20 protein-coding genes are annotated in these 22016 nt (G+C 43.1%); 14 read left to right on the top strand and 6 right to left on the bottom strand.

Translation table 11 applies throughout. The annotated features are described in order from the left end of the window. Positions 1 to 55: 55 nt before the first annotated feature. Positions 56 to 3160: an FAD-binding and (Fe-S)-binding domain-containing protein gene (locus tag C7Y69_RS06815; protein ID WP_126872210.1), complete on the bottom strand. Its 3105-nt coding sequence runs from the start codon at positions 3158 to 3160 to the stop codon at positions 56 to 58. Positions 3161 to 3413: 253 nt separating this feature from the next. On the opposite strand from C7Y69_RS06815, the gene C7Y69_RS06810 reads away from it, so the two are divergent. The 3 genes from C7Y69_RS06810 to C7Y69_RS06800 all read left to right on the top strand — a co-directional run bounded on the left by C7Y69_RS06810 (position 3414) and on the right by C7Y69_RS06800 (position 5040). After that, positions 3414 to 3698: a pyrimidine/purine nucleoside phosphorylase gene (locus C7Y69_RS06810; RefSeq protein ID WP_126872209.1), complete on the top strand. Its 285-nt coding sequence runs from the start codon at positions 3414 to 3416 to the stop codon at positions 3696 to 3698. A 542-nt stretch (positions 3699 to 4240) separates the two neighbouring features. Further along, a complete protein-coding gene (locus tag C7Y69_RS06805) occupies positions 4241 to 4738 on the top strand; it encodes a hypothetical protein (protein WP_013784407.1) in 498 nt (165 codons plus the stop codon). 35 nt (positions 4739 to 4773) lie between these two features. Continuing rightward, on the top strand, positions 4774 to 5040 hold the full coding sequence (locus tag C7Y69_RS06800) for a hypothetical protein (protein ID WP_126872208.1): 267 nt from the start codon (positions 4774 to 4776) through the stop codon (positions 5038 to 5040). Between the two features lie 412 nt (positions 5041 to 5452). Here the strand turns inward: C7Y69_RS06800 and C7Y69_RS06795 are convergent, their stop codons facing one another. Further along, entirely contained in the window at positions 5453 to 7261 is a 1809-nt protein-coding gene (locus tag C7Y69_RS06795; protein WP_126872207.1) for a DUF885 domain-containing protein, read from the bottom strand. A gap of 446 nt (positions 7262 to 7707) precedes the next feature. Beyond that, positions 7708 to 9264 (bottom strand): aryl-sulfate sulfotransferase, encoded by a 1557-nt coding sequence (locus tag C7Y69_RS06790; RefSeq protein WP_126872206.1) that lies wholly within the window; start codon positions 9262 to 9264, stop codon positions 7708 to 7710. Positions 9265 to 9784: 520 nt separating this feature from the next. Here C7Y69_RS06790 and C7Y69_RS06785 point away from each other — a divergent pair. Continuing rightward, a complete protein-coding gene (locus tag C7Y69_RS06785) occupies positions 9785 to 11323 on the top strand; it encodes a glucan biosynthesis protein (protein WP_126872205.1) in 1539 nt (512 codons plus the stop codon). Positions 11324 to 11393: 70 nt separating this feature from the next. Here the strand turns inward: C7Y69_RS06785 and C7Y69_RS06780 are convergent, their stop codons facing one another. Genes C7Y69_RS06780 through C7Y69_RS06770 form a run of 3 tightly spaced genes read right to left on the bottom strand, consistent with a single transcriptional unit; the run spans position 11394 to position 13639 of the window. Continuing rightward, the gene (locus C7Y69_RS06780) at positions 11394 to 12665 is read right to left on the bottom strand and encodes a metallophosphoesterase (protein ID WP_126872204.1); all 1272 of its coding nucleotides are present in this window, start codon (positions 12663 to 12665) and stop codon (positions 11394 to 11396) included. After that, a complete protein-coding gene (locus tag C7Y69_RS06775) occupies positions 12658 to 13236 on the bottom strand; it encodes an HAAS signaling domain-containing protein (protein WP_126872203.1) in 579 nt (192 codons plus the stop codon). The genes C7Y69_RS06780 and C7Y69_RS06775 overlap by 8 nt, the downstream gene beginning before the upstream one ends. Before the next feature lie 4 nt (positions 13237 to 13240). Continuing rightward, positions 13241 to 13639: a PadR family transcriptional regulator gene (locus C7Y69_RS06770; protein ID WP_126872202.1), complete on the bottom strand. Its 399-nt coding sequence runs from the start codon at positions 13637 to 13639 to the stop codon at positions 13241 to 13243. A 217-nt stretch (positions 13640 to 13856) separates the two neighbouring features. On the opposite strand from C7Y69_RS06770, the gene C7Y69_RS06765 reads away from it, so the two are divergent. The 10 genes from C7Y69_RS06765 (at position 13857) to C7Y69_RS06720 (ending at position 21869) form a co-directional block, all read left to right on the top strand. Then, positions 13857 to 14186: a hypothetical protein gene (locus C7Y69_RS06765; RefSeq protein WP_126872201.1), complete on the top strand. Its 330-nt coding sequence runs from the start codon at positions 13857 to 13859 to the stop codon at positions 14184 to 14186. Positions 14187 to 14307: 121 nt separating this feature from the next. Beyond that, positions 14308 to 14901 carry a rod shape-determining protein gene (locus tag C7Y69_RS06760; RefSeq protein WP_013784416.1) on the top strand — a complete coding sequence of 198 codons (594 nt, stop codon included), beginning with the start codon at positions 14308 to 14310 and terminating at the stop codon, positions 14899 to 14901. Positions 14902 to 14991: 90 nt separating this feature from the next. Further along, positions 14992 to 15129: a hypothetical protein gene (locus tag C7Y69_RS21530; protein WP_158306767.1), complete on the top strand. Its 138-nt coding sequence runs from the start codon at positions 14992 to 14994 to the stop codon at positions 15127 to 15129. A gap of 59 nt (positions 15130 to 15188) precedes the next feature. Further along, complete coding sequence (locus C7Y69_RS21800) at positions 15189 to 15314, top strand: hypothetical protein (RefSeq protein WP_257720344.1); 126 nt, start codon at positions 15189 to 15191, stop codon at positions 15312 to 15314. A 138-nt stretch (positions 15315 to 15452) separates the two neighbouring features. After that, positions 15453 to 15926, top strand: a complete 474-nt coding sequence (locus C7Y69_RS06750; RefSeq protein WP_409513418.1) for a glutathione S-transferase family protein — start codon at positions 15453 to 15455, stop codon at positions 15924 to 15926. Positions 15927 to 16161: 235 nt separating this feature from the next. Next, positions 16162 to 17022 carry a PhzF family phenazine biosynthesis protein gene (locus tag C7Y69_RS06745; RefSeq protein WP_126872200.1) on the top strand — a complete coding sequence of 287 codons (861 nt, stop codon included), beginning with the start codon at positions 16162 to 16164 and terminating at the stop codon, positions 17020 to 17022. A 494-nt stretch (positions 17023 to 17516) separates the two neighbouring features. Then, positions 17517 to 18449, top strand: coding sequence for an AEC family transporter (locus C7Y69_RS06735; RefSeq protein WP_126872198.1), 933 nt, complete (start codon positions 17517 to 17519; stop codon positions 18447 to 18449). 214 nt (positions 18450 to 18663) lie between these two features. Next, positions 18664 to 18879 carry a tellurium resistance protein TerC gene (locus tag C7Y69_RS06730; RefSeq protein ID WP_126872197.1) on the top strand — a complete coding sequence of 72 codons (216 nt, stop codon included), beginning with the start codon at positions 18664 to 18666 and terminating at the stop codon, positions 18877 to 18879. 240 nt (positions 18880 to 19119) lie between these two features. Continuing rightward, the gene (locus C7Y69_RS06725) at positions 19120 to 19617 is read left to right on the top strand and encodes a (2Fe-2S)-binding protein (RefSeq protein ID WP_126872196.1); all 498 of its coding nucleotides are present in this window, start codon (positions 19120 to 19122) and stop codon (positions 19615 to 19617) included. After that, on the top strand, positions 19614 to 21869 hold the full coding sequence (locus C7Y69_RS06720; protein ID WP_126872195.1) for a xanthine dehydrogenase family protein molybdopterin-binding subunit: 2256 nt from the start codon (positions 19614 to 19616) through the stop codon (positions 21867 to 21869). Before C7Y69_RS06725 ends, C7Y69_RS06720 begins: the two co-directional genes overlap by 4 nt. The last annotated feature ends 147 nt before the right edge of the window (positions 21870 to 22016 follow it).

The following is a 22016-nucleotide window of genomic DNA, read 5'->3' as shown; positions in this document are numbered from 1 at the left end:
GATCTATTTCGTTTTATTTTTAGTTTTTACGTAGTCGGTTGATGTTGAGTTTAGGCTACTGCGATGATGAAACACAGGCCAACAGACCTTGTAAAGGATGCTTCGGCTTAAACTGCTCTATACGCGCTACCTGACTTCGGCATGAATAGCCAGTGGCAAGAATAGCATCTGCTGGATAACGTTTGACCGCTTGCTCCCAACTTAACCCATAAATGGCTAACGACTTTTCTTTTTGATCGGCTTCATGGCCGTAAGTTCCCGCCATGCCGCAACAGCCTACCGCCACAATATCAACTGGCTGATTCACTTTAGCAAACAAACCCTGCCATTGCTTTTCAGATGCGGGCAACGCCGTTTTTTCTGTACAGTGACTTAGCAGTGCTAATGGCTGAGCTGAAGGCTGCGCTGAATTCTGATCCGAAGTCTTCGCTGAAGGCTCTGACACACCTACCTTTTTGCTTGTCGATTGCCATACATCACTGGGTACCGTTTCAAGCCATTCATGCACTGCCAACACATGAAAATCACCACGGGCTTTACCCAAGGTTTTGGTGTACTCGTCACGATAAACTAACACCAAAGACGCATCTACACCTGCCATAGGAATGTTTAGCTGCGCCACTTCATTTAAAAAGCCTGCGGTATTTTTTGCGGTCTTCGCAAATTTAGCTAAAAAGCCTTTTACATGTTCTGGTTTGCCATTCGGTTTAAACGGTAACATTACCGGTGTAAAACCAAGGGCATTCACTAAGGTAACAAAATCTTCAACCACACTCGCATCGTAATAGCTGGTGAAAGGGTCTTGCACTATCAACACCGTCTTTTGCTTTTCTTGGGCACTTAGCTTAGATAACGCGTCGTGGTTATAAGTAGCCACTTTCCCTTTTACTCTATTCGCCAACGTAGGCTCAGATAGAATAGGCGTGTCTACATAGCCAATGGTTTTCTCAATACCGTTTTGCATCCACTTTCGTTTCAAAAACAAATTAACCACGGGCGAGAACTTAGCCATAATTGGCGCCATGCGTTCAATGTTTCCCACAAGATGGTCTTTCATTGGGCGCATGTAGCGCTGGTAATAAATAGATAAAAACTTCGACCTAAAATCAGGTACATCTACTTTCACCGGGCATTGGCTTGAACACGACTTACAGGCTAGGCAACCATTCATGGCGTCTAGCACTTCGTGAGAAAAATCGTCTTGTTTGTTTCGGCTATTACTAAAGCGCTGCCACCAAGACGTATCGAATTGTTCAGCACTTAGTGTTTTAGTGTCTACTCCATCTTTCGCGAGCAAACGTATCCATTCACGAATAAGGCCCGCACGGCCTTTCGGGCTATGGCGTCTATCACGAGTCACTTTACTCGATGGGCACATAGGTGACGTAGTGTCGTAGTTAAAGCACAAGCCATTACCATTACATTCCATGGCAGGCGCAAAAGCTTCTTTAAACGTAGTAGGAATAGTTCTATCGAATGTTGCGCGTTTCGTATCGCTAACCTTTACCAAGCTCTCAGTACTATCTAAAGGCGTACACACCTTGCCTGGGTTCATTTTATTAAGCGGGTCAAATGCGCTTTTTATTTTACGCAATTCGGTAAATAACATGTCACCGAAAAAGGCGGGACCATACTCGCTGCGATAACCTTTACCGTGCTCGCCCCACATTAAGCCGCCATATTTAGCCACTAACGCGACTACTTCATCTGATATTTGATGCATCAACTTTTCTTGTTCAACATCGCATAAATCAAGAGCTGGCCGTACGTGTAACACACCTGCATCAACGTGCCCGAACATACCGTATTTTAAACCATGGCTGTCTAGCAGAGCCCTAAATTCCATGATGAAATCGGCCAAATTTTCAGGCGGCACTGCAGTATCTTCTGCAAAAGCGATAGGCTTTTGCACACCTTTGGTTTTACCCAACAGGCCAACTGACTTTTTACGCATGGCGTATATTTTACCAATATCCGCTTTATCAAACGTAACCTGATAACCAATTACCCCACCCTCGCCGGTTTCGGCAGCGGCGGTAAGCCTGGCTTCTAGCTCGGCAATGCGGGTGCGAATTTCTTCTTCATCGTTGCTGTTGTACTCGACCATATTTAAGCCCAACATTTCCTTGTGTGGAACGTCGGTAATTAAATTGGCAATGGAGTGCCAGATAATATCGGTTTTAGCTAGGTTTAATACTTTTGAGTCTACCGTTTCAACAGACGTGGCATTTGCTTTTACCATTTCGGGAGCATGGCGAAGCGCCGATTCAAAGGTATCGTACTTAATATTAACTAAGGCTTTATGTTTCGCGATGGGCGTAAGAGAAAGCTTAGCTTCGGCCACCATAGCTAACGAGCCTTCAGCGCCGGTAATCAAGCGGCTCACATCTATAAGCTGCTCGGTTTCATTATAGGCGTGCTCTAAATCGTAACCGGTTAAAAAGCGGTTTAAACGGGGGAATTTTTCAATAATGGCATCGCGTTTATCTACGCAAGTAGCAAGTACTTGGCGTAAAATACCCACATAGGCGCTGTTATCTGCGTTTGTGTCAGCTATTTCTTTCGCTTCTTGCACACTAATTGGTGTGGTGTTTAATACTTCACCGTTAGCCAGCACCGAAGTTAAGCCCAATACATGGTCGCTGGTTTTACCGTAAACCAACGAGCCCTGCCCCGACGCATCGGTACTAATCATCCCACCTACCGTAGCGCGGTTACTAGTAGAAAGATCAGGGGAAAAGAAAAATCCATGGGGGCGAAGGGCGTCATTCAGTGCATCTTTTACTACGCCTGACTGTACTTTAACCCATTGCTCTTCAACATTGATTTCCAAAATTTGATTCATGTAACGCGACATGTCAACCACAATGCCGTCGGTTAAACTTTGGCCATTAGTGCCTGTGCCGCCGCCACGCGCCGAGAATTTCACTAGCGGGTGGTCGTTAACCAGCTTGCCTAATACTTGCAAATCGGCAACGCTTTTAGGAAATACCACAGCTTGAGGGAGTTTTTGATATACCGAATTATCGGTGGCCACAGCAAGACGGCTGGCATAGCTGTACTCAACATCGCCGGTAAAAGCGGTACTAGCAAGCTGTTCTAGATATGTCTGATAATGTGTTAAAAGACTCTGCTGGGGCACCACACGTGGCAAACTCATTGTGCTCAATTGCTGTAAAACCTCTGGAAATGCGATTGTGAGCTAGTATAACCACAGCGCTTGAGAGTCTCTAGCCAATTACACATATTTCATGTGGTTTTAATGACTAATTTTGCACTTTATATAACTGGATGCCTTTTTAATGCCGGCTTATTTTGCGAATGAGAATATCTTAGAAAATCACAGGTTAGCCATTCAGCTTTAATTATTGCACAATGCTCGCTCTTCTATTTTCAATAAAAGGAAAGCGCATATGTCTTTTACAGTAAACAGTTATTTTGATGACAAGGTTCGTTCAATTGCATTTGAGTCAGCAAATGGCCCCTGTACTTCAGGCGTAATGGCGCCAGGTGAGTACACCTTCAACACCAGTCAGCACGAAGTAATGAAAGTAATGGAAGGTGAAATGACCGTTAAACTTCCAGGTTCAAGCGACTGGCAGTCGTTCAAAACGGGAACAGAGTTTACTATTGATGCAAACCTTTCTTTCGATGTAAAAATTGAAACACCTACTGCTTATCTTTGTTTTTATAGCTAGCTGAAGTTTATTGCTTAGGCTTACCTAACGCTGCACTTGTTAATAATGCAGGTGACAGCGTTGGGTGAATTTGATGCAGGTAAGTTAATTGTAGCTATATTTTTTGCTGCTTTATTTATTTGCTAATAGCGATTCCCTATCCCTTTTGGAACGCTTCAATCATACGCGAAGAATATATAACCGTTCTATGCACTCTGCGTTAGACAAATATGTTTTAGCGTACCTTTCGCCATAGATGCCACTTGTCATTTGTCTTACCTAAGCGCTTTTATTTATAGAGCTTAATTTGTAGTACTTTTATGGTCTTCTAGCTAAATTAAACTTACTACACCATAATACAAAGTAAATGAGTCAAATACTCCTTCAGCCCCGAACATACCGTTTTTGTACCTTTAATTCGTGAGCAAAAAACGCCATTCGACTTTATTGTTTTGAGGGGTTAGCAGGTAATCTGGAAATATAGATAAAATCAAAAAAACCATAATAGTGTGTTAAAACAGACTGGTTTGGAGTCTAGTAAACTGTTATGTGGCAAGGGGTACATGTTGATATCTGAAGCAGTAGGGAAAATTATAGGTTTAGTATTAGCACATAGTGTTTTGATTGGCAGTGATTTACAAGAAGGTGAGCTATTAGTTCCTTTAGTTATTTACTATCTAGGTGAAAACCGAGAAATTAAAACCTTTGAAGCTGTCACACAACAAAATGCGGTTATTCTTGGACAAGAATTTTTACATTCTTTGTCACAAAAGTCTGATAGCTGGGCATATGTTCAAGATGGATTAATAACCCTAGAAAACGGCAGTAAGCAAGATGTTTATTTTATCAAAGCTTGGGCTAAGGGAATGTCAGAACCTATGGAACTATACCAAATGTATAATACACAGCCTTTCGCATTGGTCGACAATATTAAAGTGTTAAATTATGCAGATACTGGTTTAACCCCAAAAGATGCTGACTCTTTTGTTGCAGCGCTAGATGAAGGTATATTTTCACATCCATCAGCTAGTGAAGAAGACATAGGAAAGTGGTTTAAATAAGCTGCCATATAACAAGCAAATCAACAGGAGATATCATGGAAGAAATTAGCATTTTTCAAGTAATTATAATACTAGTTATCGTTTCAGCTCTGTTTGTTCAGCAGGTGCTATTGAAAGCAAATAAGTTTAAAAAAGTGCGCTATACAAGGAACCAACGTTTGGGCTTTGCTATCGCTTCGGCATTCCCTATATTAGCTTTTAGCTACATATCAAACAATCCAGTGCTCATCCCTTTCGCAGTAGCCATGGGTTCATTGGTATATTTTAAAGAAAACTGGTACGCGTTGAAAAAAAAGAATTAGATAGAGGTGATGTTAGAAATGTTCGCGAGCAGATGCATCAAACTTCTCTTCGCTAGTATGGGCAATTACTCGCTGGAGGTATGGTCAGCAAGTTTCATTGTTATGAAACTAATAAAGTTGAACGCATCAAAATGCGCTATAACCTTGAAGAATACGAAACAATTATAGGTTACTCAGACAGTTCAATTGATATCCCCCTTTTACGCCTTTGCAATCAACAAATCATAGTTAATCCAAGGCCGTACTGCAGTACGAAGCTGACTAAATCTTTTGAAAAATCGATGAAAATAGTGAAGTGGGTATAGCGACGCAAACAGCAAAGTAAAGTCCGAAGAAAAGGTTCGTAAAGAGGGGCCGAGTACTTTAAAAACTTATAATGTACTCGACCCCCCAATTATTTAGACTCCGTTATTTATCGTGCAGCCGCGATATAGCGCTCTACTTTGGCTTCTAGTACCGCTAGCGGTTTTGAGCCGTCCGATAAAACAATGTGGTGGAACTCCCGAATATCAAACTTGTCGCCTAGACTTGCTTCGGCATGTCTACGAAGCTCCCAAATTTTTTCGTAACCGATACGATAGCCAAGAGCTTGGGCGGGCATACCGGTTGAATAGCGCAATGTCTCAGAAGCAATTTCAGTTTTTGACTGAATAGCGTATTGAGCCATGTATTCACGAGCCTCTTCCAATGACCAGCCAAGCGCATTCATGCCAGTGTCGACAACGAGGCGGGCTGCCAGAAATATTTGCCCGATGTAGCGACCGTATAATTCTTCAGGTGTCGCATAAAGGCCCATTTCTTCTGCCAGACTGGCTGCGTATTCTGCCCAACCTTCGGTATAGGCATTATCTATTGAGTTCTGGCGAAATTTCTGCAGTGATTTATTTTCTGCCTGTGTAGCAATATGGAAATGGTGACCGGGTAACAGCTCGTGATATATAAGCCCCCCCGCCCATACCATGCTCCGCTCTGACAAGTTCGAAGCATTGTAATAATAGTAGCCAACAGGGTCTGCTGCGCTAGGTTCACCGTAATAACCGTAGGTCATTCCAGCTTCGACTGCCAGCGGAAGTCGTTTAACGCCATAAGGCGCTTTTGGTAATGTTTTAAAATATTCTCCCAACATCGGCTCAATCCGGCGTATGTACTCTAAGTATCTTTGTTCAACTTCTTCGGCATCAGCTGCGATAAATCTGGGGTCAGTTTTCAGTTGCTGCAAGAATTCCTGGGCAGTCCCTTCAAATCCAAGCTGCACTCGAATGGCTTCCATGCGTTTCGAGATGTCCTCTACCGCTGCTTTTCCTCGTTGATGTATTTCTTCTGGAGAAAGATTAAGTGTTGTCATCTGTCTCACCAGCCTTTTGTACACATCAATACCATTCGGATATTGAGAGAGGCCTACACTTTCAGGTGCATTGGCTTCGTATTCTTCTCCCAAAGCAGCCAATAGCTTGTCGAAACCGCCCACGATGCGAGTTTCAATTAACAATTTCAGCGCCTTATTGAACCGGGCTTTCTCATCCATGGAAAGCCCACCCAGTCGCGCTTCATCAACTCTGATGGTCTCAGGTAACTCACGCTGCATACCTTCCCACATCTGCAGGGTGGAAGGTAGAGCTGGCTTTGGTAAATAAATACCACGTTCAACCTGCCCTTCAACCTTGGCAACAAGCTGGTCAATCATATCGGCGAGTTCACCTACCAGTTTCAGATAATGCTGTGCTTCAGATTCGCTGTTGAGGGGTTGCACTGCTAAGGCTTGCTGGCCGGTTCGAAACAAATAGGGAGCTTGGTAGGCTGTTATATCAAACGTCAACCAGTAATCGTCGTCATTAGCGCCATCTTCTTGATTTTGGAAGGCCAGTATTTCGTAAGTGATCAAATCATCACCCGACAAAGCCCGTTTGTCGATTTCTTCCAATCTTGCACGGTACTTTTGACTCTGTAGCAATTCCTTGCGGTATTCCTGCAAGGTCAGGTCCTCGAACCTACTTATAGGCAACCCTTCCTGCAACCGGTAGTAAGTATATTGCTCTAGATAATCGGCCCATACGTCGTCGGCTAGGGTGCGCAGAGCGTCAGTGGCCGCTAGCTTTTCTAAGTCAGTAACCTTTAGTTCAGCGGTGTGTGGAGCCGGATTTTCCTGTTTTTGGGCGCAGGCGCCCAGTAAGAGTGATATTGCTATGGCAGTACCAATAAACAGATGGCGAGGGTTGTTCATGGGTGAAACTCCGTTTTCGAGATTAGATTGATTTTTAGAGCATCGTCAGGCTTTTGATCTGACGGCCCGTATTATAAATTACCGCTTTTGGGCGGTAATGCTCCCTGAAAACTACTGCGGAAAAAGCCCAAAAAATGAGTATAGGAAGAATTAAAGCTATTTACTAGCTTTCTGCAGCGGCTGTCTTTTTGACTTCATTGATTTATGTAAATATCGAATTTTGAAACTTTGTTCGGCGTACTAGCCTTCATCTATCACGTGTGGATAGACTATTCGATGAGGTATTTGATGATAGGGGTGACGGTAATCGTGCCTTACAATAAGGTCTTCTGGGAATAGGTTGAGTACGTTAAAAAAAAGGGGCTAATATAAGGGGCTACTATAAGGGTCAAAGTACTTTAAAAACTACCAATGTACTTTGACCCAATCTGTGTAAATACAGCGCTTTATTCAAACAGTTCGCAGGAATAGTCAGAGCCATTTTCAATCGCACCACTGGGGCTTAAGCTGTAGTAAGAAAGCCCGATGTAGTCCGTAGGATACTTATTTATGCGAAAAACAAAGTTACTTCCTGGTGTATCGCCTTGTGTAAGTACACCGGTCTCATCCACGGGAGTAACATATTTCCAGACAACCTCGCCATCATAAGTCACTTCGAAAAATGTGCCTGTGGTACCTTCATCTATTATTGTGTTGCCATTATCTAATCGCTGCGCACCGGAAATATTGGTAGCGTAGAAGTCGGTAGGATTATCAGCTTCATATGTCCAAGTAAAATCTGTAGGTCCATAAGTTCCATCTTCATTTAAGGTGTAATCGCCGGCATCACTCACTTGCGTATCCACCACGTTAATTGTGGAATAATTGCTATTACCGTAATAGTTTGGTTGGTTATTGAAGCTCATGACTTGACCACCTTCGGTATAGTCATCATCTATCCAATAAGCATCATGTTGTAAAAACAGCTTTTGGTCGTCGGCGTCGCCCATGTCGTAAGTTTGAGGGTTTCCCCAACGATATAAAATATCTCCACCTTTGCCTCTAGCTCCACCTGAATGGGAAGCCGCTTCAGCGGTAGTGGTCGAATGGTCAATAATCCAAAACTCGCTGTAGTTACGGCTATTGATCATGATCTGATCGAACTTCTCGTTATAGGTAACAGCGTTCATATGAATAGGGTCGGCTTCATATTCAACGTCTATGCCGGTAAAATCAATGTCAATTAACTGTGGGTTCTCTGAAATAACACCGTAACTCTCAATCGTTAAATCTTCATCTTGTACAATGTGATCCCATGAATCCCACTGCCAAACAATAGCGTCTTCGGTATCTTCTACTGTTGGATCTAGCTCAATAATCTGCTCACTCCACAGCGCATGATTCCTTGAATAGCCAACTGCTTCAGCTTCTGCAGCGCTATGCTTATTCCACACCATAACCAATACCGTGCCGGTACTTTCAATGTATTCGACATCGTGATGCATAAACTGGGTGTCACTATTGAATTCGTAATACCATTGAAGCTCATCTTGTTCATTAATAATTTCTACACGACCAGAGTCGCCCCCTGCCCTCAAAAACTCTGAATTCACAGCGCTTTGCAAACGGCCTGTATGAAGTAAGTTGCCATTTTCGAGTAAGTACGAAGACATGGTGCTGTAGTCAGAAGACCAGCTTTGCACCATTTCACCACAGTTATCAATTAGGTAAGTGGTACTGAAGCGCTGCCCGCCAAACAATGTATAGCCATTCTGGGCGTCTGCAGAATTCAACAGCAAGCCAATTACATTCGAGGTCGCGTATTCTGTTACTTCAGTATCTGAGTCGTCCTCGTCGGTCGTATCGTCAGACGTGTCATCACTGGTATCGTCAGTTGAAGTTTCTTCTAACGTTTCTTCGCTTGAGGCGCTGTCAGAAGAGTCAGAGTTACAAGCTGATAAGGTAAGAGTGATCAAAACGAGCAGTATAGAAAAGTAAAAAGAAGGAGATTTTTGTAATTGCATTCGACTGCCTTTGTTAACCGTTTATCGGGTTAGTGCGTATTAATAAAAAATTTTGAAATCTGGTTCGATAATGTGCGTAAATTTTTCAGTTAGCCTGCTACGCATGACCACGGATTATGAGGGCTGAAGTCAAAGGTACAATCGTCTTTATAAATACTTTACGTTAGTAAACGATGGGGAATAAAACAGGTAAGAATATATTTTTGAATGAAAGTGTGTGCTGCCCCCTTAATTTAAGATCCTAAATTATATAGCTGAAGTAGTTATTCAGTCAGCTTAGTCATCAATAAAATAGAAACCATTGCTTTTGCACTAGCGCCTAAAAACTTGAGATTCGTGGAACATGTGCATGATGAACGGGTTTCACTCAACTCAATCAAGCAATTACTGGACAGGGCAAAAGGTGATTCTAAGAACTCCTTCTTATTATCGTTGTCTGTTTCGGACTGGCTGAATAATTTACCACTGGAATTCGTACAGCAAATTCATTTTACTAGACTCAATAGATTGGAAGATTTTTATGAAGTTGATGTTATTCATCGCAATTATTTTTTCTGCCTCCATGTCGTTACATGCGGCACAAGCATCAGACAAGACAAAATTTACCTTCGAAGACTTAAAAACCCTTGCTAAAACATCAGCTGGTAAACCCTATACTCCTCCCGACGTTCCGGCGCCCGAATTAATTAATAAAATCACTTACGATCAACACTGGAAAATACGCTTTAAAGAAGACGAAACCTTATACCCGAGTGGTGAAATAGCACCGGTACAATTATTCTACCCTGGACGATATTTTCCCGAGCCAGTCAAAATTTTCATCAGAGACAGTAAAAATATTGTTCAAGAGGTTCCCTTCAGTAACGCGCTTTTTGATATGCCTGCTGATAGCCCTGCTCACGCTCTCCCCGAAGGCTTCGGGTATGCAGGCTTTAGAGTTATGCGACCAGGTATGAAGCCAGACTGGGTATCTTTTCTGGGTGCTTCTTATTTTCGTACCGACGGGCCGCAAGGGCAATATGGGTTATCAGCGCGAGGTATTGCGATAAATACTGGAATGAGCGAACCGGAAGAATTTCCTCGATTTTCAGCATTTTGGGTTGGTCCGGCAGAAAACAACAGCGAAGATCTGTCTGTATGGGCATTGCTTGAAGGGCCTTCTATCACGGGCGCCTACCGATTCGGCCTAACCAAAGACAATAAAAACGCCAAAGGTCATGTTACATCTGTTACCGCGAATTTGTACATGCGGGAAGATGTGGAACGTTTAGGCATAGCGCCGTTAACCAGTATGTTTTGGTATTCAGAAAAAGACAAAACTGTTGCTAAAGATTGGCGCCCTGAAATTCACGATAGTGACGGCGTTGCTATTCACACTGGCGCTGGTCAACATATTTGGCGCCCTCTCAATAATCCTAAGTCGGTGTCGACCAATAGCTTTATTGATGAAAACCCCAAAGGCTTTGGATTAATTCAAAGAGATCGTGATTTCAACAACTACCAAGACGATGGGGTATTCTACAACAAACGTTCATCAGCTTGGGTCAAGCCTCGTGGAAAATGGGGCAAAGGTGCTGTTCAGTTAATTGAGATCCCAACGCAAGACGAAACATTTGACAATATAGTTGCCTATTGGGTGCCCGAGAAACCCGCTCAAAAAGGCGATGAGTTTACCTTTTCTTATGATATCGAATGGCGCGAGCTCGATCCAAAATCCAATGAATTAGCCCGAGTTACGAATACCCGACAGGGTTTGGGCGGAATCCCGGGTCAGCCTATTCCCGAAGGTGTGAACAAAATGGTTATCGACTTTGAAGGCCCAGTATTCGAAGGGTTAAACAGAGATAGCGGCGTTAAGCCTATTGTTGAAGCGAGCAATGGCGAAATAATTGAACCTATTGGTGTTTATCCGGTACTAGGCACAAACCAATGGCGCCTAACGTTCGATTACAAACAAATTAATGAAAACCCTGTGACGATAAGGGCATATTTAGTAAATAAAGACGATAAGGCCATCAGCGAAACATGGGTAAGTGACGCAACGGTAACAATTAAATAGGCATATAAAAAAGGGGCAGACTACTTTGGAATTTAAAATGTATTCTGCCCCCTTATTTATCCCCACATACTTATAAAGCTGTTCTTTCGCCGGTTTCTGTAAGCCGATAAAAGTTTTCCCTTTCAATAAATAACGCCTCAGAATGTTTTGTTGGAAAACTTCCTCGATAGTCATTAGGGTGCTTTACGTCTATCGCGAAAACGCGGCCATCAAATTGCTTATTTACCTTAAACTGCAAGGTGTGACCTACCGTTATTGAGCGAGCATCAAATTTATCTAATGTTTGCTGTATAGATGTATTACTAGCATCACCTTTGAAATACCCTCGATACCACGCCAGTCCATTCTCTGTTGAAATGAGCGATTCAGTTACCTTGTCAGCCACGCCGGGGAAATACATTTGTCGGTAATAAGCTTTAGCCTTGTTGTTTATCTGTTGCAAACTTAAATCAAGGTTCGCGATATCTTCGTGAATACCGCCATGTACAAACAAATGGCCATTAATTTTTTCAATGGTATTTTTACTGGCAAGCCAGCGCCCTATATATGAATTGTGACTGAATAAATCGGCTTGGCTTTTGCCAATTAAGCCCGCAATGGGAATATACTTATTGGCCGCCGATTTAAAATTGCCTTGAAGGTTTTTAAGCTCGTGATTGCCAATAATATAATGCACCATCCCACCCGCTTTTTGGGCTTCTTGCTCTAGCTTATAAATGAACCAGAGTAATTGAGTAGTAGAGAATCCTCTGTCTACCATGTCGCCCACTAGCACTAAATGGCCTTCACCAAACTGCCATTCAAGGTTTTCATTTATAACGCTATGGGTAATAAGGAAATCACGGAAGGTTTTGTAATTCCCTTCTAAGTCAGACATTGCCAAAATAGGCGCAGTGCTTTCATATACCGACGGCGTTTTGGTATTCAATGTGTTTAATGGCTTTAAATTGAAGGTAAACGTGGCATCTTCTAAAGCAAAATATACCTCAAGGGGCACTGCTATTTGGTCTGTTAAAGGCACGTAGCGTTTTTCAATGAAGAAGTTTTCTTCTCGGCTTCCGCGGATGTAATTAATTTCAACGCCAGTACTTACAATATTAGCACCAACAATATCAGCACCTACATTATCAGAGCTTGTAACATCAGTACTTATCTGCGTTTCATCGTTAAAAAATATGAAGGGCCCTTCCCCGCCTACTTTATAAGCCAATGGGGCGTCTCCGATATCAATAGAGCCATGCTGGCTTATTAAGACACCCACACCAACAATAGCCAACACAAAAGTAACAAATAGAAAATGCCCGACTGATTTCGCTATACGTTTCGCTGCGCGCTTAAGCATACTGATAGCGAACAGCAAACCGTTTAAGCAAAGCCAGAATGCGATAGGTTAATAGGCTAATCGCGTAGGCACTTACCAAGGCAACCGGCGTTATCCATAAGCCTGTAATAGTAGCGTCGCTATTTGCCAATATAGGGTTACTTAAAAAGCCAATAGCAACTGAATTTCCCTCAGCTTCTACCCAAAAGGCAATGCCGTTGGGCAGCAGTAAGTTTGCAAATGCCAATGCAATTAGTGCCAAACCCGTACCATAACCAAAAGCCAACATGCCCCAGTACAAGGTTTTAGACAGTCCTTTGGTGACCGACGCTAATGGACGAAACCCTTTTGGTGGGGGTGTACCTTGTTGAATATGGCTCACATAATTTTCGGCCAGTACTCTTGGCGCACCAAGCCCAGCCAAGATGCTTTCAATATTGGCTTCTTTTCCTGCCATTTCCTGCTGATCGATAACATCATAAATATGAGATTCAATTTCTTTAATGACTTCTGCTGCATCTTCAGAACTTAACGAGGCCAAGTAACGACTAAAGCTTTTTAGGTAGTTGCTAATTTGTTCCCTTCCACTCATTTCATTATCCTTTTCCAGTTTCTGTCACATTGTCTGCGCCGTTACCTTCGCTGATAGCTGAATCTGCTAGCAGCGATTCCATATCGACTACCGAACGCTTCCACCGTGCGCGCAGAATATGTAACCGTTCAAGGCCACTTTCGGTAAGCGAGTAATATTTTCGTGGGCGTACTTCACCCTCGTGATGCCATTTCGCATTCAATACCCCTTCGCGCTTCAGCCTATCGAGCAATGGGTAAAGCGTGCCTTCACTAATCACCATGGTTTCAAAACTATGCAGGTAATTAAGTATCGCCAGCCCGTATTTTTCTTCGCCCGCGACTGCGGCAAGTATGGCCAACTCTAAGGTGCCTTTGCGAAGTTGCGCATCCCACTTCGCGCTTTGATTTGAAACTTCTGTCATGACCTTCCAGCTAGGTTAAACTTATTACTATGTAATACATAGTATAATTTATAGCATAGTAATTAAGCAAAATACACTTTTCTCTTTTGGCAGAGCGTTTTGGTGGTTTTGATCAATTCGCGAAGTACGCTAATCTACTTTGTTGTTTAGTTTGTTATTTAATTTGGGGGGATTAGGGGGTAATCTGGATTTATTCACCAAAGGAAAATGTGCCCCCATGGAATATCTCTATTTAGTAGCGTTGCTTATATTTCTGTTTACTTTTTTTATGTTCCGCTCACCACGCCTAAATAATCCGGAGCATGTATTGCAAGACGTTGGCGATGAAGTGTTAATTCTTCATACTCCCTTGGCAAGACTGTGGCCGTCTCAGGGTAAGCGAATTAATAAACAAAACGCAGCGCGTATTCAACATGCCGACAACATTATTACGGTATTTAATCATAGTTCAAATGCCATCGATATCACCCTATCACAAAGGCATACTGCTCTTGTGTTTGACCGAGCTTGCCTGTTATTTCCAAATGCTGAGAGAGTCTCTATTTAGTGGTTATCAACTATATTTTGTCGTTCCCAACGTCAGTGACACAAACACTTGTAGAGATATAGAATAAAACTATTATAAAAATTGAAATCTACCCTGCCCCACCCATGCTAAGGAAATTAAGATGCTGTCAAATTTACGTTCTAGATTTGCACCGATCATGTACATGCAAATTTGGGAGCATCGATTAAAAGTCACTGATACCGCAAAGCGCACGTCCTTTGATGATTACCCCGTTGTAGTCATAAAGACGACCGACAAAGGTCAGAAACTAATATCGGGAATTGGTAAAGAAGCTAGTAAAAATCTTCAACAGGATGAAATTGCCGTAAACCCTTTCTCACACCCCAGAGTACTTTTTTCTGATTTCTATGTAGGCGAAAAGCTACTACAACACGCTTTTAAGCACTTAAGTACTAACCAAATATTACGGCCCAGACCTAAGGTCATTATCCATCCTATGGAAAAAACCGAAGGTGGTCTCACTATGATTGAAAAGCGAGCTTTTAAAGAGTTAGCTATTGGTGCAGGCGCAATAGCAGTAAAGATTCATTCTGGCTCCCCGTTAAATTTTGAAACAGTAAATTTTGATGAACTTGAAGATGACGATAAGCCTACAATTCAAAATATTTCACCGGCTTCAACGTCGGCTAGCTATGGTATCTTTGCCATTTATCTTGCAATATTAATCTTAGCTGTTTGGTACTTAGGCAAATAAAACAGTTTGAAAGGCCTTAAGTATTAAAATGTCTGAATATTTAAAAACATCGAAAATTAGAAAGGAACGCTAGCCCATGAATTAGTGCATGTGCGGCAGATAGAAAATGCCAGCTTAGATAAAATAATAACGCAGCATTATTCTGATTTAGCAGCGTACGGTTACGATAATGCGCCGTTAGAAGTAGAAGCTTTTGAAGCGAATAAAAAATATAGCGCCGACTGGTAGTAATAGGGTTAGTGTAAGTTCGGTGTCATCGTCTACGTCATTTTGCTATTTAAAGAGGCATGTTTTCATTATTACCGTTATCAGCAAAACAAATGCAGTTACTACAAGGTGAGTTCGTTATTTACGGCATGCCAAACGGTAGAATTAATATTGCAGGCTTAAGAAGTCGGAAATACCCATTCTAGCCGCTGCCATCATGTCGAAAATTTCGCGAAAATGATAAGCTTTAAAAAAACACCTAATAGGTTTTCAATTTTTAGCTATAGCAGCAAAAAAAAGGCACAACTATTTATACATTATATTGGGATAAAGGCGGCGCGAATATGGCTACCCACGCCATTTTTGAAGAGCTTGGCGTTTCTTATGAGTTAATAGAAATAGACTTAGCTAAAAACATGCAAAAATCGCCTGAATATTTAGCCATTAACCCAAACGGTAAAGTGCCTACGTTGGTGCATGAAGGGCGAGTTATTTATGAATCTGCCGCAATATTACTGTATGTGATAGATCAGTACCCAGAATCTGGACTAGCGCCTGATATACACTCTCCTGCACGCGGCTTGTACTATCAATACTTATTTTGGATGTCTTCTACGCTGCAAGAGGCCGCCAACCGCTGGGCGCACCCTGAACAATACGTTAGCGGCGACAGCAATTTGCAGCAAGTAAAAGATAACGCGAATGATATGCTCACCCATTGCTGGGGCGTACTTGAAAAAGTGCTCACCAATAATGGACCATGGCTAGTAGGTGAGCAACTTACTGCTGCCGACTTCCACTTGTTCATGGTTGCCTAATGGAGCCGTCGGTATGCCAGTAAAGCTCAAGACTGGCCGCATTTAAATGCGCACTATCAAACCATGCTAAGCCGTAACGCGGTGAAAAACATGATGGCACAAGAAGGATTGGATTAGGGCTCTTAATAAAGATATATTCATAGCGCTTAAGGAATAACTGCCCAACCTCAAGTGTTAGAGGTTAGTAGTCTGACGTTAGTACATTCAGTCCTATTGTTTGCTAGAGGAGCTCATCATGAAAGTCTCTGTTGAAATAGTAAATGCATTTATTGACGGTGACTCTGGTGGAAACCCCGCCGGTGTAGTTTTAGATGCGAACCCCTTAACGGCACAGCAGAAGCTTATAGTGGCGCAAAAAGTGGGGCTTTCTGAAACCGCCTTTGTTTCAAACTCAGAAGTTGCCACTATAAAGCTGGAGTTTTTCACCCCCGTACAGCAAATAGCGCATTGCGGTCATGCCACCATAGCGACGTTTAGCAGAATGAGTGAGCTTGGCCTAGTACAAAATGGTCGGATGTCGAAAGAGACGGTAGATGGAACCAGAGAAATAATCATTGATGGTTCAATGGCATTTATGGAGCAATCACGGCCAATCTACACGGATGTGTTAAACACCGAAGAAGTGCGCGCTGCGCTTAATCTTTCAAGCGACGTACCGCTTCATTCAATATCAATTGTGAATACGGGGAATGCCTTTTTACTTGTTCCCCTTCACAATGCAGCTTCGGTAGCTGGAGTACAACCGAATCAAAATCTCATCAAAAAAATGAGCGAACAATATGACCTAATAGGTTTCTATGTTTTTTCAAGTGAAGCCACTGTGCGCGGGCGTCATGCTGGCGCTAGAATGTTTGCCCCACGCTATGGAATTGACGAAGAATCTGCTACTGGTATGGCTGCTGGCCCTTTAGCTTGCTATCTCTATGATCGAGAGGGTATAGACAAAACTACTCTGTTCATTGAACAAGGCCATTTAATGAATCCCCCATCAGGCAGCCTGATAACCGTTGATTTACAGTTGGTTGATGGCTGCATTACTCGTTTAATGGCTGGCGGCGTTGGCCGCTCACTTCAACAGATTGAAATGGAAATTTAGCATGTGCCTGACACTTCTCAAAAGGCGCTGTGCATACATTACGCGAACCAACACTTATGTTGTCAGCTCTTTTCTTTCAAGGTGTCTTCCATTAGATTTTTAGCTGCTATACAGCTCGCTAATGTACTTATAACGAAAGTCATCTCCCTCGCATTCTCTATACCTGCAACCAAGTACCAAACACAAAACATAATGGCGCTTAAAACAAAATGCGTTACAACAAATTTTAAATATAGCGTTCTCATAGAAATTCCAAATAAGGGCCAAAGGGCTGGGGACCTAGGGAATTAGTGTCGACATCATTTTGAGCTATTGGATTTGTTGTTTGTACTGAACTGAATGATAGTTATGCAAAGTTACAAGTGCCATTGGAATGTCTAAAACCCGCTATGAAAGTACTGAAATTATATTTTCAAACTAATGCCGCAATCTCGTTTAAGTTTGGTACTGTATTGCCCATCTCCTGAATTTAGTGCTTTCATCGATTAACTCCCATGCTTTCATTTATCACCAGTACCTTAGTGCCCGTTTTAATCCTTCTTTTAATGGGTTGGGTATTTTTTCGCATCCGTTGGTTAAACGAAGCCTTTATCGAGTCGGGTTCAAAACTCGTATTTAATGTTGCCTTACCAGCGCTGCTTTTTTTATCTATTAGTCAGTCGAATTTTTCTAATGCTGCTAATTTTACCCTTATCACTATTGGAATAAGTGGTTCGGTATTAATGTGCGCGGTATTAATGCTATTGGTGCATTGCACCGTGAACCCACAAAATGCACGCGGGGTAGTAGTGCAAGGCGGTTTTAGGGCCAATATGGGCATTATTGGCTTAGCATATTGCGCGAATACTTACGGACAAGAAGGTTTAGCAGCCGCATCCGTTTATATGGGCTGCATTACTATTTTGTACAATGTTATGTCAGTATTTGTACTTAACTTCTATCAGGTGGGTTTTACGGCGCCAATGAATCAAATTAAAGGTATTGCTCGAAATCCGCTTATTATTTCGATTGTTGCAGCTTTACCGTTTTCTTATTTTCAATGGTCGTTGCCCGAGGTTGCCTTAAAAACCGGGGAATACTTTGCCCAGCTTACCCTTCCCTTAGCACTTATTTGTACCGGCGCATCGCTGCAGTTCCGCTCATTTTCTAGCGACTGGTACAACATCGCATTAGCCACAGTTAGTAAGTGCATTGTTTACCCCGCCTTACTGGTAGGTATTGCCTATTTTTTTGGTTTCAGAGGCATGGAGCTAGGCATAGTATTATTGCTGTCTATCGCGCCGACAGCCGCAGCCAGTTATGTGATGGTAAGGAACTTAGGTGGCGATCACCGCTTGGCTGCAAGTATTATTGCCCTAAGCACATTGGTGTCGTTACCTGTTACCGCCATCGGTTTTGGGGCTTTGGCCATGCTAGGCCTCGTTTAAAAACTAACTGAGCTTTAAAAACTCCGCTATACACTTGTTTACACTTTTGTGGTTGGCAACTATTCGATTTTGAACCACAATGAGTTTAGTTATCTTTCATTACCTGAGTTCGATTGCTTTAATTCGAACGTTAGGGCTAAGCGATTAGATTCGATGGCTTGCCGTTAATAGCTAAAATTCAGTAACTAGCATTTAATTGCGTGGAAAAATTATCATGAAAATTGTTCGGTTAACCCTTGGTGGCATTCTATTTATCGGCGGGATTGTGTTAACCCTTTTGCCAGGGTCGATTCTGTTGGTGATAGGTGGTTTAGTATTACTAAGCTACGATTGGCCTCGTGCACGAGGATGGCTAAAAATAAGCCAGAACATGATGACGTCAAGCGCTAGAAAAATAGACCGCGTATTGTTAATGCGTAAATTTCGCTAACTCATTACTACGTAATTTACACGTTTATCCCCCTGTCATCGCACATCGTAAACCATTAATCTGAAGTTTCAGTATAACCTCCATCGTCATGTTATTTTATACGCTAAATTCGTAACGCGTATAAAAACCAACGACGCGTTATATAACACCTTATAAAATCAAAAAACCTTTCATTTATTCAAACAGGCAACGTGAGATATTCGACTGACCATCGACACTTACGACAATGGAGACAAGACCATGATTACGTTTACCGTTAACGGTGAAACACGTGAATTTGCGGGCGATCCTACCACTCCCGTACTGTGGTACTTACGTGACGAATTACATCTAACTGGCCCTAAATTTGGCTGCGGCATGGCACAATGTGGTGCTTGCACAGTACACATTAATGGCGTAGCACAGCGCTCTTGCGTACTGCCTGTTTCTGCTGTTTCAGGCAGCAAAATAACGACCATTGAAGGGTTAAGTAAAGACGGTGAACATCCCGTTCAACAAGCATGGGTTGAACATAAGGTACCTCAATGCGGTTACTGTCAGTGCGGCCAAATGATGCAAGCGGCCAGTTTATTAGCGAGTAACCCTACCCCAAGCGATGAAGAAATTGTGCAAGGTATGTCTGGCAATATCTGCCGCTGCGGTACTTATCCCCGTATTCACAAAGCCATAAAGTCAGCGGCCAAAACCATGGCCGGTGTGGAGTATTATGTGCCTGAGTCTGCGGGAGAAGAAGCATGAGCAAGTATTTTGATTTAACTCGTCGCAGCTTTTTAAAGTCATCGGCTACCGCTGGCGCACTCGTGTTAGGCACTTACTTCATGGGAGCGGCGCCCCGCGCTATGGCAGGCGTACTAGCAAAACCCTCTGAGTCAGCCAAAATGGCTAACTTGTTTGTAGCACTTCGCCCTGATGGCGTTGTTGAGATTACATGTCACCGCTCTGAAATGGGCCAACAAATTCGTACCGCATTGGCGCAAATTGTGGCCGATGAGATGGAAGCCTCGTGGGACAAAGTCGTGGTTATCCAAGGTAAAGGTGATCCGAAATACGGCGATCAAAATACCGATGGTTCACGCAGTATTCGTTATAACATGCAGCGTCTTCGTGAAATGGGCGCAAGCGTGCGCCACCTTATGCAGCAAGCCGCGGCCACACGTTGGGATGTGCCTTTCGACTCATGCAGTGCAGTGCAACATGTGGTCACCCATACCTCGGGTAAAACTCTTACCTATGCAGAACTGGTAAATGATGCATTAAAAATTACTCCGCCAGAATTAGATCGCATTACATTAAAAGCGCGCAGCGAGTGGCGTTACATTAATACCGCCATGGCGCATATCGACCTAAAAGACATTGTAACTGGCAAAGCGACTTTTGCGGCTGACGTACTTGAGCCAAAAGCCTTAGTTGCCGTGGTAGTTCGCCCACCTGTTGTTGGCGGAAAAGTAAAAAGCTTTGATGCAAAAGCAGTTAAAGCCATTGATGGCGTTGTAGATGTTGTGGAAATTCCGGCGGCGAAAGGCGCACCACAGTTTCAACCTAAAGGCGGCATCGCCATTATTGCTAACAATACCTGGGCTGCCATAAAAGGACGTCGTGCTCTTACAGTAAGCTGGAATGACGGTAAAAATGGTGATTATAATTCTGCGGCCTTTAAAGCAAGCTTGCTAGAAACAGTATCGAAACCACAAAAGTCGGTACGCGCAGAAGGTGATGCAGCCAATGTGCTCGCCAGTGCAAGTGACAAACTGGTTGCCGATTATTATGTGCCGCACTTAGCGCAAGCGCCAATGGAGCCACCTTGCGCCACGGCAATGTATTATAAAGACCGCGTTGATGTGTGGGCTGCCACGCAGAACCCTCAAGCCGATATGGAAACCGTGGGTGCCATGATTGGTATGCCAAAAGAGAAAATTAACGTGCACGTCACCATGCTAGGCGGTGGTTTTGGGCGTAAGTCTAAGCCCGACTTTTCTGCTGAAGCGGCCTACCTTTCAATGAAAACAGGTAAGCCTATTCGCGTGCAGTGGACACGTGAAGACGACATTCAGCATGGTTTTTACCATGCAGTGTCAGCTCAGCACATTGAAGCTTCTTTAGATGAAAATGGCGGTATTAATGCTTACTTGCACCGTACGGCTTTTTCACCTATTGCGTCTACCTTCCAACAAGATGCTACCGCGCCGTTTAGCTTTGAACTTGGCCTAGGCTTTACTGATAACCCAATCAATACCCCTAATATTAAACTTGAAAGTGGTGAAGCACCTGCAAAAGCGCGTATAGGGTGGATGCGTTCGGTGTCTAATATCTTTCATGCATTCGCTATTCAGTCCTTCATTGGTGAAGCGGCACACAAAGCGGGTCGCGATCAAAAAGACTACCTACTTGAAACCATTGGTCCCGATCGTATTATCGATGTAACTGAACAAAATGCAGAGTACGGTAACTACGGTGCCGACAAAGATGCCTATCCACTCGATATTGGTCGCCTACGCAAAGCCATCGAGAAAGTGGCAGATATGAGTGGCTGGGGTCGAGCACTACCAAAAGGCCGAGGGCTTGGTATTGCAGCCCATAGAAGCTTCTTAACCTATGTAGCTACTGTGGTGGAAGTAGAAGTGTCAGATGCAGGCGATCTCAAAATTATCAAATCGTGGGCCAGCATTGATGCGGGTACTGTGGTAAACACCGACACCGTGAAAAATCAGGTACAAGGTGGCTCTGTCTTTGGTATTACTGCCGCCATTAGTGAGGGTATTACCTTTGATAAAGGCCGTGCTCAACAAAGTAATTTTCATGACTACCGCGTACCGCGTATGAGTGATGCGCCGTTAGAAATTGACGTTGAGATTATACCCAGTGATGCACCACCAGCAGGCGTGGGTGAACCAGCCACACCGGTTTATGCCCCAGCCTTATGTAACGCTATTTTTGCGGCGTGTGGCAAGCGCATTAGGCAGTTACCTATTGGAAACCAGTTAAAAGCTTAAGGCTGCGTTACGCTGACAGTGTGATAAAAGTGCTTAGAAAAAGCCGCTTAGATTGAAAAATCTATGCGGCTTTTTAATGTTGAGGCTTTTATAAATAGCGCTTCTGCTAGATTGGCTTATTTGGCAGTTTACCCGGTATGTGTAAAC

Source organism: Alteromonas sp. KS69 (assembly GCF_003989595.1).
Taxonomy (GTDB): domain Bacteria; phylum Pseudomonadota; class Gammaproteobacteria; order Enterobacterales; family Alteromonadaceae; genus Alteromonas; species Alteromonas naphthalenivorans.
The sequence above is the reverse complement of the archived record's forward strand: the minus strand, read 5'-3'. Positions and strand labels throughout refer to the sequence as shown.